The 12,465-nt window shown below is 46.9% G+C and carries 8 protein-coding genes and 2 pseudogenes; 9 read left to right on the forward strand and 1 reads right to left on the reverse strand.

The features are described 5' to 3' along the window. The 3 genes and pseudogenes from AMS66_RS33840 to AMS66_RS17525 form a co-directional block, all read left to right on the forward strand. Positions 1–694: pseudogene (locus AMS66_RS33840) on the forward strand (extracellular solute-binding protein); the annotation flags it as partial. A 121-nt stretch (positions 695–815) separates the two neighbouring features. Then, positions 816–2,261, forward strand: coding sequence for a response regulator transcription factor (locus AMS66_RS17520; protein ID WP_053782030.1), 1,446 nt, complete (start codon positions 816–818; stop codon positions 2,259–2,261). A 165-nt stretch (positions 2,262–2,426) separates the two neighbouring features. Continuing rightward, on the forward strand, positions 2,427–4,088 hold the full coding sequence (locus AMS66_RS17525) for a cache domain-containing sensor histidine kinase (RefSeq protein WP_236703482.1): 1,662 nt from the start codon (positions 2,427–2,429) through the stop codon (positions 4,086–4,088). Between the two features lie 45 nt (positions 4,089–4,133). On the opposite strand, the gene AMS66_RS17530 is transcribed toward AMS66_RS17525, so the two are convergent. Further along, positions 4,134–6,839 carry an MGH1-like glycoside hydrolase domain-containing protein gene (locus tag AMS66_RS17530; RefSeq protein ID WP_053782032.1) on the reverse strand — a complete coding sequence of 902 codons (2,706 nt, stop codon included), beginning with the start codon at positions 6,837–6,839 and terminating at the stop codon, positions 4,134–4,136. Between the two features lie 146 nt (positions 6,840–6,985). On the opposite strand from AMS66_RS17530, the gene AMS66_RS17535 reads away from it, so the two are divergent. The 6 genes and pseudogenes from AMS66_RS17535 to AMS66_RS32760 form a co-directional block, all read left to right on the forward strand. Further along, on the forward strand, positions 6,986–7,918 hold the full coding sequence (locus AMS66_RS17535) for a helix-turn-helix domain-containing protein (protein WP_053782033.1): 933 nt from the start codon (positions 6,986–6,988) through the stop codon (positions 7,916–7,918). A 4-nt stretch (positions 7,919–7,922) separates the two neighbouring features. After that, positions 7,923–8,813: an extracellular solute-binding protein gene (locus tag AMS66_RS17540; protein ID WP_269084556.1), complete on the forward strand. Its 891-nt coding sequence runs from the start codon at positions 7,923–7,925 to the stop codon at positions 8,811–8,813. A gap of 338 nt (positions 8,814–9,151) precedes the next feature. Further along, positions 9,152–9,970 (forward strand): helix-turn-helix domain-containing protein, encoded by an 819-nt coding sequence (locus AMS66_RS17545; protein WP_053782034.1) that lies wholly within the window; start codon positions 9,152–9,154, stop codon positions 9,968–9,970. 86 nt (positions 9,971–10,056) lie between these two features. Then, positions 10,057–10,434: a VOC family protein gene (locus AMS66_RS17550; protein ID WP_053782035.1), complete on the forward strand. Its 378-nt coding sequence runs from the start codon at positions 10,057–10,059 to the stop codon at positions 10,432–10,434. A gap of 158 nt (positions 10,435–10,592) precedes the next feature. Continuing rightward, positions 10,593–10,806 (forward strand): annotated as a pseudogene (locus AMS66_RS31825) (AbrB/MazE/SpoVT family DNA-binding domain-containing protein). A gap of 612 nt (positions 10,807–11,418) precedes the next feature. Next, positions 11,419–12,465: family 43 glycosylhydrolase (locus tag AMS66_RS32760; RefSeq protein ID WP_160319707.1), on the forward strand; the 1,047-nt coding region annotated here is incomplete at its 3' end.

The raw sequence follows: 12,465 nt of genomic DNA on the forward strand, positions 1-12,465 counted from the left end.
CAACTGGGATTATCCGATGGTGCAAAAAATTCGCGAGCCGCTGAAACAAAATGCGCCGGACGCGAACTATGTTCCGATCGATGCCTTCAAGAACGCGGAAGGAAAATATATCAAAGAGACGTATAATGAAAACGGACTTTTCTCTTTTATTCCGAAAAGCAGCAAACATGCGGAACTGGCTATGAAGTATCTGAACTGGATGGCCGATCCGGAAGTGTTGTTCTTCCTGCAGTTCGGCGAAGAAGGCGTCAACCACACGATGGTAGACGGCATCCCGCAAGGGATTGCGCAAACCGGCGAAAATATGCAGATGAGCAATCTCAATCTGGATTATACGCTCGTTGTTAACGGCGCGGAGCTGGGCGACACCGAAAAGAATGTCAAAACGTACGCGGCAGCCTTGGCGACCGGAGATAAAGACTATGAGAAAATGGCTGTTGATTCCTATAAGATCAACACGACAGAGTGCTTTACCGGTTTCTACTACGGGGTTCCGAACGAAGCCAGCATCAAATACGGCAAAACGCTGGGTGATATGAACAAGCAAATGATGGATCGGCTGATTGTTGTCAAGCCGGCCGAATTCGACGCCTTGTATGACAAGCTGGTGAAAGAATATATGGACGCTGGCGGTAAAGCGGTTCAAGAAGAGAACGTGAAGCATTACAGAGAAATTAAAGAGAGCAGCAAGTAATTTATAAGATACGGATAAACCATCGTTTGCTAATGACCGTGGTTTATCCGTATTTTAGATTGCTATTACCGGGAAGCTTTGCTATCATTTCGAAGAAATCCACAAGTTCAGGAGAATACCCATGTACAAGGTCATGATTATTGATGATGAGTCGTGGACGATTAAAGGAATTAGCAACGCCTTTGACTGGGATAAGTACGGTTTTGAAATTATAGGCCAAATTACAAGCGCTTACAAAGCGTGGGATGCTATTCTAGCAGAGAAACCTGACTTGGTATTTACGGATATACGCATGCCGGACATTTCCGGACTTGATCTCATGAAGAGAGCCAAATCGCATAATCTGGACACTGAGTTTGTCGTCGTTAGCGGATACGCGGAATTTAAATATGCCCAGGAAGCGCTGCGCTACGGCGCGCTTAATTATTTCCTGAAGCCTTTGGACGTAGATATGGCAGATTCATTTATTGAGGAGCTTGCCATGCATTTCTCCAAAAGAAGCGCGGCACGCAATCAGCTCCTTCTGGATGCGCTGACCTCGCCCAATGAGGAGGAGATCAAACGTTATTTGCCGCTTCCGGGTAGCGGGGAGGTATGTTACTACCAAGTGCTTTCCATCGATTTCGCAGGCGGCAACAAGGATTTCGGAAAGCTGCTCTCTTTGGAAGAAAAGCCTGTTACGGCTGTGGTCGTTGAATCCGGAACGAGTAAAAGGCTGATTGTTCTGATAACGGAACATAAAGCTTGTTTGGAAGAACTTTGGGATGAATTAGTCGCGAACAATACTGGCATGAATACGGTGGGCGTCAGCAGCATTTCCAGTCAGCTAACGCATATGAGCAAGCTGATTAAAGAGGCGGATTTGTCTGCCTCACAGGTTTTTTTGAACGAAATTGGAAGGGTCGTTCATTACGAACCGAAGGTTCATTTGGTGAAACCATGTATCGAAGAGATTAATCGGATCGTTCGGGAGGACCAGCCTGGCGACATGGATGCGTACATAAACGGGCTGCAGGCATACTTCAAAGAACAGCAGCTCGGCATGAGCGAGGTTGTCTACTTATGGAACCAGGCAGTCGGGATCCTTATAAACGCCTACGCCGAAGAATTGAAGGATATGGAAATGGAATTTCTCAATTATTCCGAGATTAAAGAACGATTCGAACACTTCGAATCTTTGTGCAGCTTTTTGCATGACGTCCTCGCTTCCATTACGCAAGGGAACAACCGACCGTTGCAGGAAGGGGACATTGTATCTTGCTTTAACCGAATGGTAGCCTATATCGACGGTCACTATGAACAGAAATTGTATTTGAAAGATTTGTCCGCCCAGTTCTATATTAATCAGGTGTATTGCTGTCAATTATTCAAGAAAAATTTGGGCAAAACCTTCTCCGAATACGTGTCGGAGCTCAGGATTAAGAAAGCCCGCGAGTTGTTGAGGAAAACGGACCTGTCGATCGAGGAGATCGCCATTCAGACCGGGTATGTGGAATACTACTATTTCAATAAGGTTTTCAAGAAACATTGCGGAATAACGCCTTCTAAATTCAGAAAAAACAGTTAACGATGAACGGAGCGGCAGGTCATGAAGACCAGTAGACTGAAATTGAAACATCAGATATGGCTTATCTTTTATTTCGCTATCGTTATATTTACAGTCATGGTGTTGTATTTCTTCAATAGCTTCTCTCATCTAACCCAGAATAGGGCCGCCAATTTTGGAAACCAAATGATAGAGCAAACGCGAAGCAAGATTGATACCGTGTTTAATGATATCCGGGTCAGCACCGGCATTGCGGTCAACAGCAAACTGATTCAGGAATATACCGTAGTGGATGATGATTACAAAAGGGCGTTTGATAGCGGTAATTATGCACTGGATCTCATGGATTATATGAGATCCTTTAATTCGTATGTGAGTGGAATTGTCATTGATGACGTTCGGGGGAAGCAGCTTTACAGTCTGGATTCCTCGGGCGGCGATATTTTCTTTCTAAAACGTTACGAAAGCTTTATCCGGACGTATAAGAAGGACCCTTCGCTTCGGGAAAAGGGGCAGTTCACCACTACTTTAAAAGACGATAGCACGGGATCGGAACAGTTTTTTTATATCGCGCCGATTTTGGAATCTATTGGTGGCATCTATTTCTCGCAAATAACGGGTTACTTCACCGTAATGGTTAATATGGACAAGCTTCAGGGGCTTGTGGAAAATACGGAATTGACGCCGCACTCCACTTTGTACATTCTGGACAGCCAGGATGAGGTTATTGCGTCCACGAATGCCAAGACACGAGGCATGTTGTTCAAGGATGTACTGTCTATGAATAAGGACAACCTGCTTAACGGCGTGAACACAACCATCGACGGGGAACGTATTCTCGTTCAGGTCAAAGGTTTGGAGCAGGCGGATGGGTGGCGAATTGTTAGTTTGATTCCGGTTCATGAACTAACTGCGGACATGAACCCTATGAGGAAGGTCAGCATTATCGTGGGGATCGGGATTATTCTCATTCTGATTATGATGGGCATTTTCTTCATGAATAGCCTGATGAATCCGGTGATGGGGCTTGTTATGGATATGAAGAGGGTAGGGAGAAGGGACAGGGGCTTCCGAATTAAAGTCCGCTCTACCAATGAAGTAGGCTCGCTGGCTCGCGATATCAATCGGATGATGGATGAGATGGAGGAAATGACAAGGGATATGTTTAATACCCAAGCCAGATTGTACAAATCCGAGCTCAGCCAGAAGCAAGCGGAGTTTTCTGCCCTGCAGAGCCAGATCAACCCGCATTTCCTGTATAATACGCTGAATTGCATCAGCAGCATCGGATTGGAATACGGAAGCAGGGAAATCGCGCAAATGACGTCAAGCATGTCCAAAATTTTCCGGTACAGCATCAAGCAAGATGAGCTTGTGCAGATCAAGGAAGAAGTGGACTGTATTCAGGCCTATATAAAGATTATCTCTATTCGGTATGATAATAAATTCTCTATGAACGTGGATGTGGAAGAGCGGCTGCTTGAGTTGAGAACTCCCAAGATGATTCTCCAGCCTATTGTCGAGAATTCCGTCTATCACGGGCTCGAGCGGATGGACCAAGGGGGGCGGCTAGAAGTTGCCGGGAGCATGGATGAGCAGGGGGATGTGTGCTTCTGTATCAGGGATACCGGAAAAGGAATGGAACCGGAGGAACTGGCCGCTCTCCAGGCTAAGCTGGACACGGATTATCCGGAACGCGCGCAAGACGGCCAAACGTCGCAAAGCATCGGATTAACCAATATCCATAACAGGCTTCGGCTCCTTTTCGGAGAGCGCTATGGGATCACCATAGAAAGCCGGATTGGTTATGGAACAACTGTAGTCGTTAAGATTCCGTCATTGGAATAGCAGGCAACTAGTAAAGGCCTGAATGGCGTATTCAGGCCTTTACCTTTATTCAGCGGGCTGAATCCGGATCGACGCTTGCGACAGGCAGTTGGTTATCATGAGCTCCACTCCTCCGTCAGGGTGGCTTGTGCATACGACTTCGCATCCTGTGCAGTTAGCCTCGTATTCGAATCCTTCGGCCAGATTGATCCGTATATGAAAGGGCTGATCGGATTGTCCGGCGTAAAGAAACTCTGCCTGATATTCCGTAAAGTCATCCTTAATGCGTTGCTGCAGCATCCAGACGTTAAAGCCTGTGGTAACCTTACCCAACTGATAATAGGACGCAAACCAATTGATGACAGGCGCCGATAACCCTCCGAAGTGATGCCAGCCTGCGCCGCGTCCCGACTGCACGATAAAATGCTCGTAACAATTGTAAGTGGCTTCGTTCTCGCGTTTCCATAATTCCAGCGCCGTGTTTGCAATACGGTAAGCGAGGTCCGGATAACCGTAATCGAACATCGTTTTCCAGAAAAACCACTGATGAGGCATCCAGACCGCACCGTTCCAATAACCGTCTGCCCGATAATACGGGGCGCTTTGATCAACAGTGGATAAGCCGATTGGCGTCCAGAAACGTTGTTCGTCAAACAAGGCTTCAATCAGACGCCGGGCACGGTCTTTGCTGCAGATCCCTGCCAGGAGCGGGTATAAACCATCCATCCCCCTATTGTAATTCGCTCCGGAGCCGTGATGCAGAAGACCTTCGTATTCTCCTTTTTCGTTATGCAGCACATAGCCGTAATAGCCGGTCTCCTCATTCCAGGCATAAGCGTCAAGGGCATTGCTCCATCTACGGATATCCTTCTCGTATTCCTGGATGTCTATATCCCAATCATCAGAAAATGCCGCCGCCATCCTAAGGATTTTGGCGATTCGTATGAGCTGACTCGTCGTAATGACGGGAGCTGCTTTTTTTTCTAATTTTTGCTCATGCACGTATTTCTGAGGAGGGTAGTCATCCCATCCCCCGGAGTTATAGAAATAATCCCAGGTTTGAAGCAGACCGGTTTGAAATACGTCCGTTGTTGAACCATTCAATTTGCCTGCAAGGAATAAGTAGTATTGCCGTAATCTCGGGTAGAAATAGTTAAGGAACTCTGGAGACTGCTTGCGGTTCCATAACTCGTGGAACAAATAATGCTGCACGGGAACCGGGCTGCCGTGATGAATAAAGGCTGCTTCAGGATCTCCCGGCTCCGTCATATAAGCATTTAAGCAATCAATCGCCCGGCTGTCATCGAGATCGGCGAAGCCAAGTCCGATAAACCCGGAATCCCATGTATACAGGGAATCCCACCATCTCCCCGGCGTGTTGTGACGAATAAATTGTCGTTTGGTGTAGACCGGGAAAACCGTATTGGTCAGCAAGGTCGCCCGCATGAGCTGCTGGCTGAAGGAATATCGGTCGCCCGAAGGATAAGCGGGAGGAGACTCCAGCTTTTTGCGTTCCACTAGATAGATAGACTCGCAGCTGCTGGCATCCAATGCAAAGCATGCCAGACGGGCATGTACTTCTTCCAAAGTCCCGCCGCACACCATACCGTGAAGAACAAGGGATGAAGCCGGGTTTAGGGGAATAGGACGCATAAACACATTCGTATAATTTCCTTTTCCGTTGCCTTGCAAAATAGCACTCACATGATTGTGCACCGTGTGACGGGCGAATTGATCAAGCTCGTCCGTTCTGAACTGTCTGATCTCCGCATCGGGATAATTCCACAACAAGCCGTAATAGCAGGGGTTATCCGGATAATGAAGAATAAGACTGCCGGGAACGGGACCTTCCTGTAGTTTCGGTTCCAAGCCCCAAGGGAGATCCACGAACGCAACCTCTTCGGAAGTCTGCTGCTCGACAAGCGTAAAGCCGTCAAGAACAAGCGGGTTTGCACTCCGCGTGCGAAGACTAACCGCAACTTTTCCTGCAGGCAAGTTCCCGATATACAGTTCTGACAACGTTAAGCTGCCGGATGGTTCCAGATGAAGCCGGTACTTCTGCTCCCCGAGCCAAAGCTCGAGCTCCGCTCCTCGAATGGCTTGACCGCGCAGCAGGAACACGGCGTCCTTCAGGGAGGTCTCGAGGTTTATCTCATATCGGAGCAGATCTCCGGGATCCGTTCCGAATGAACCGCCAACAGCCGATCCGCCCGTAAAATGCTGTCCGCGAATTTCCCCGCGCGCCAATCCGTCGTAGACAAGACCGTTTGCAGGCCGCGGCTTGGCAAAGATCAATTCCTTGTAATCCAGCGCATTTACCCATTTTGCTCCATCAGGAAGCCGTGCTTCTGCGAAGATTTGGACTTCGCCGTGTCCCGGCAGCCGGGGAGGCTGGAGCGAAGCCATCGCGTGCAGCACCAGATTTTGCGGATACTCCGTTTGATTGGCGAAGTTAACGCGGATAAGCCGGCTCTGCTCATCAATCCGGCTGAACGATATATCCGCGTAGACGCGGTCCTTCCATTCGAGTTCATGACGATGGGAGAAATGGCTGAAATCCGGCGAAGCCTCCCAGGGATGATAGCCGGATTCCCATAAGACATTAGGAATGTCTATTTTTCGCCGATAGAATCCGGGCATTAAGCTTAAATCAAATCGAACGCCTTTCGACGGATCGTTAATGTGGGAGATACCTATATATTGCTTGGCATAAGGTCCCCAGGAAGGCAGGTTCAAGTCATGATTATTGGAAAGACGCTGATAGTCATTCATGTCGGACGGCTCCTTCGGCTATGGCATTTTCTCTTTATTGTAAAGGCAAGGTGCCCGAAAAAGCCTCTTGATAGCCGATTCCTTTGTCTTGAAAACGGACATTCATGATACGATAAAGGCACTATAGCCAATGTGGAGGCAAGAAAATGACGGTGAGTTTCAGTGCTTATGACAGGGAACAGGTCGATTACGCCGATCCATATTTTCGCATGAAAATATGGAAGATTAACCACCAAAGTTTAACCTCCGAGGAATACGGACCATGGCACTATCATGAGGAAGTGGAGTGGATTGCTGTTCTGAAGGGCACGATGGCCATTGAAACAACGAATCATCATTATCCGCTGCAAGGCGGCGATGTGATGCTGTTAGGCTCAAATGAGCTTCATCGATCCTATAAATACGGAACTTCCGAACTGATTTACATCGTGTGCCACGTTGATATGACCGCTTTTATGGACCCGTCCCTGCTGACGTATTATGCGGCTTTTACGGGCAAATCCGCCAATCTGACGACGCTGTACGAGCCGTTAAGCAAGTCCGGCTCAAAGGGACAAGCCTTTGAGTTGCTCAATAGAATGCTCCAGGATATTACGGCCAAGAAAAGAGGATACGAGCTCGCCGTTAATGCCAGCTTCAAAATGCTTTTATATACGCTGATTCAAATCGATGACAGGAAGGTTATTGCGCCGATGGACCCGCATCTGGCGGAAAAACTGCGGCCTGCGTTAGCGCTGATTGAGCAGCAGCTCGAGACATCCTGCCTGATCGCCGATATCGGCAAGGAGTTGAATTACAACGGCAGTTATTTTGCCAAGCTGTTTAAGAGAGGAATGGGAATGACGTTTACGTCTTATGTGCAAATGCGGAGAATGAAGCGGGCCGCGCAGCTTCTACTCACGGAGTCTTGGTCGGTAACCGAAATCAGCGGCAGAGTGGGATTTGCAAGCCCGGCTCAATTTTATCAGTTGTTTAGAAGACATTTTGGTTGCTCCCCGAAGCAGTTTATATGCCGTCATGGACGGGATAACGGATCGATAGGGGAATATTCGCGCATGCAATGGGAAAGCGGAGACTGATGCGTTGTTACCGCAGAAAACAAAAAAATCAGCCCTTATTCCTTATGGAATAACGCTGGACTCGTATAGCTATTTTTGGACCCACGATAAATACATAATAATACGGCGGAAACTATTGATCAGCCCCGACTTTGCTTTGGACAAGACGGCTAAGCAAGCGGATGCCGACGTAACGAACGGCAAGGTAGGCTTCTATGGGGCAAACTGGGATTATCCGCTTAATGCAAAAATTCGCGAACCGCTGAAACAAAACGCGCCGGACGCGAACTATGTTCCGATCGATGCCTTCAAGAACGCGGAAGGAAAATATATCAAAGAGACGTATAATGAAAACGGACTTTTCTCTTTTATTCCGAAAAGCAGCAAACATACGGAACTGGCTATGAAGTATCTGAACGGGATGGCTACTCCTGAAGTGCTGTTCTTCCTGCAGTTCGGCGAAGAGGGCGTCAATCATACCATGGTGGAAGACATCCCACAAAGGATTGCGCAAACCGGCGAAAATATGCAGATGAGCAATCTCAATCTGGATTATACGCTGGTTGTAAACGGTGCGGAGCTGGGCGATACCGAGAAAAATGTCAAAACGTACGCTGCAGCCTTGGCAACCGGAGATAAGGCCTACGAGCAATTGGCTGTCGATTCCTACAAGATCAATACGACAGACGGCTTTACCGGTTTCTACTACGGGGTTCCGAACGAAGCCAGCATCAAATACGGCAAAACGCTGGGTGATATGAACAAGCAAATGATGGATCGGCTGATTGTTGTCAAGCCGGCCGAATTCGACGCCTTGTATGACAAGCTGGTGAAAGAATATATGGACGCTGGCGGTAAAGCGGTTCAAGAAGAGAACGTGAAGCATTACAGAGAAATTAAAGAGAGCAGCAAGTAATTTATAAGATACGGATAAACCATCGTTTGCTAATGACCGTGGTTTATCCGTATTTTAGATTGCTATTACCGGGAAGCTTTGCTATCATTTCGAAGAAATCCACAAGTTCAGGAGAATACCCATGTACAAGGTCATGATTATTGATGATGAGTCGTGGACGATTAAAGGAATTAGCAACGCCTTTGACTGGGATAAGTACGGTTTTGAAATTATAGGCCAATTGAAAAGGGGTAGTTCACCACGACCATGAGATGGAATACAGTCCTTGGCGAGCCAAGTTAGCCTTGAAAGCCGCCAAACTGTCAAGATTATTCACGTAATAGGAGGAAGAAGCGCAGATGAGCCATCCTTACCGACCCTTGCATGCTCCCCAATTGCAGCGGCAGTTGCATATCCACTCTCACAACTTCCGGGAGTTTGCGCCGAGCCGTCGCCTGGCGTCGCATGTAGCTGCCTACTGGACGGTGGATTTCCTGCCGGTACCGGGAAATCCGGGGCATCGAGTCATCCCCGATGGCTGTGTCGATATTATAGTGGACCTGCTCGCTTCATCAAGCAGGCAGGCCGCTTATGTCGTAGGGCTAACGACACAAGTCGAAGTTATGCAATTTACAAAAGCACGCTCGGTATGGGGCATCCGGCTTTATTCGGAGTCGGCCCGCACGATCCTGAAGTCTCCAATATCGACATTAGCGGCAAATCGTGTGTTTTTGGAGGATCTCTGGGGACAAGAGGCTCTGGATTGGGTCGAAAAGCTGCTGACTGCCCAATCGTTACCAGACAGGATCGAGGTCGTCGAGCAGCAATTGGGCCAAATACTGGCTGCGACCGAGGCGCCTGCTCCCACTTTGGTCTACCAGAGCATGCAGTATATATACGAGGTCAAAGGTAATCTTTCCGTAACGGATTTGGCGGATAAAGTGAATTTCAGCGAGAGGCATCTGCGAAGGGCTTTTGAACTGGAGCTTGGCCTAAGCCCGAAGGAGATGCTCGGAATCGTCCGCTTTCAAAGCGTTCTTGAGGAATTGAACAGCGGAGACTATTTCAGCTTGACGGATTTGGCCCTTCAACACGGGTACTACGATCAGTCACACTTCGCTGGCGTTTTTAAGCGATATTACGGACTTCCACTCAAACGGCTGACCAAGCAGGAGTGAGGAAGTCCGTTTTTTACTATTTTGCAATGAGGGACAATTACTATAATGGGATTGAAAATCAAACAAGGCGAGGGGAGCTGCAAAGCATGACGGTAAAGTTGAAACGAGTCGCGATTTACGTAGAAGAGATGAAGAGGTCGTTGGATTTTTATCGCGTGCTGGGGCTGGTTATTCCGGACGGCGCAGACGAAGCGCATCACGTAGACGTGGAGCAAGAAGGAATTGTGTTTGCATTCGATATGGTGGAATCGGTAAAGAGTGTTTTTGAAGGCTGGGAAGATCCTGTCGGCTACCGGACCGAGCTCGCTTTTCAGTTCTCCAGCAACGAAGCGCTGGACGACGTGTACCGTCAGTTGACGATGCTTGGGTATAACGGATTCCTCGAGCCGCGAGATACACCGTGGGGAGAGCGATATACGATCATAAAGGACCCCGATAACAATTTAATCAGTCTCGTCGCTTAGCGAAGAGAAGGAATGCGCCATTAAACAACTAGCAAATGGGAAGCACTTATGGATTGGCCAACCTTTCGATCCATCTGTTTCTCACTCTATTTACACTGCTTTACATTGAACATAAATAGCCCATTGCCATGTAAAATTGGAAACTAAACTGATATGATATTGTACGTAAAGTCGACGAATTGGTCGTGTTGTTATTCCAATCGAATTGCGCCGTATCCTTGGTATTGGCGAGAAAGATGCTCTGGAGATCTATGTAGACGGCGAGCGCTTAAGAAATACGAGCCTGCTTGTATCTTCTGCGGCAATGCAGAGAACGTATCCTATTTCAAAGGCAAAATTGTTTGCCATAATTGTTTATCTGCAGAAAAATAGTACCTATCAGAAGCGGCTGTTGAGCTAATGCAACTTTAGTTAAATAACCCATTACCGGCGGGGAATCCAAAGTATTCAAATCCAACTAGCGAAAACAAACAATTCAAAAAAATATGTAGACCAGTTGTAGCTCGATTAAAAATACAAAAAAAATCAGCGTTACCGAATTAAAACGGTAACGCTGATTTTTTTTTGGACAGCAGGAGTGCATTTTTATCATCTCTTCAAATCTTTATTTTTTTGCAAAAATCATTTATAGAATTACATTTTAATCAAAATTCATGAGCGTATAATACTTTACATGAGATCTCTGTTTAAGATTACCGACAGAGGACTCCTTTCGAATCACATTTGTGCTGAGCGGAGACCACATGGCCGTAGAGAAAGATTTCAACGAACAATGCGTGTCAATTCATAATCGGGATTACAGGACAAGACTACGCATCCATATCAGCTAGGCAGCAGTGGCGAAGACAGCTTCTAGGAGGAGGTCAATATGTAACGATTGATTCAATAGGTGATTCAGTAATGAACCATTCAAATTCCATTAATTTGTAAGCGCTATCTTGTAACGAGGGGAGTAAACTGTCAACTACAGAAGGAGGTTGTATTATGAAAAAAACTAAAAAATCTAATTATGTATTGTTTTGCGTTTCGATTGTATTTTGCTTGATTGTATCTTTACCGGGACTAGCAAATGCTGCTCCAATTCACGCTGGTCCACAATTTGTGGATGGCTATTATGCAGATCCTGACGTACAGATATATAATGGCACATATTGGGTGTATCCGACTCGTTCGACTCAAGTTGGTGAATCCGACACTGGCGCAAAATCGGTGGACATCTTCTCTTCAACAGACATGGTCAATTGGACCAAATACTCGAATGTCATAAGCTCGGCCAATATATCATGGTTGCAACACTCCTTGTGGGCGCCGAGCGGGGCTTATCGCGATGGGAAATACTACATCTATTTTGCTGCTAACGCAATCAATGGCGATGGGCAATTAGGCGGAATAGGCGTTGCGGTCGCTGATAATCCACAAGGTCCATATACCGATGCGATTGGCGCCCCCCTTATCAACGTTGTACGAAATGGTGCAGGCCCAATGGATCAAGATGTATTTATAGATGATGACGGTCAAGCGTACATGTATTATGGCAGTTGGGGTGAGTGTAATGTTGTAAAACTTAACGCGGACATGAAGTCTTTGGGAACATGGTCTGACGGAACCGTCTATAAGAAAGTTACGCCCACTAAAACGGGCGATAATGATTATTTTGAGGCGCCTAAAGTGTTCAAGAGAAACGGGATATACTATTTGACTTATGCTGCAGGCGTTTGGGCAGATTCATCTTATAAGGTCATGTATGCAACGTCCAGCTCTGTAACAGGACCATTTGTAACGCAAGGTATTATGTTACATACCGATACGACAACAGCAGATGGACCTGGTCATAACGGTATTGTTCAATCACCTACAACAAATGATTGGTACATTTTTTACCATAAGCGTTATCTGAGCAGTTCACAACGCGTACTGGCATTTGATAAATTTGAGTTTAATGCTGATAATACGATAAAACCAGTCGAAATGGTAGAAGAAGATACCTTTGATGACAGTACTGATACGGGATGGACCAAATATGGCGGTGCA

Origin of the sequence: Paenibacillus xylanivorans, from assembly GCF_001280595.1 — a bacterium.
In the GTDB taxonomy this organism is placed as follows: Bacteria; Bacillota; Bacilli; order Paenibacillales; family Paenibacillaceae; genus Paenibacillus; species Paenibacillus xylanivorans.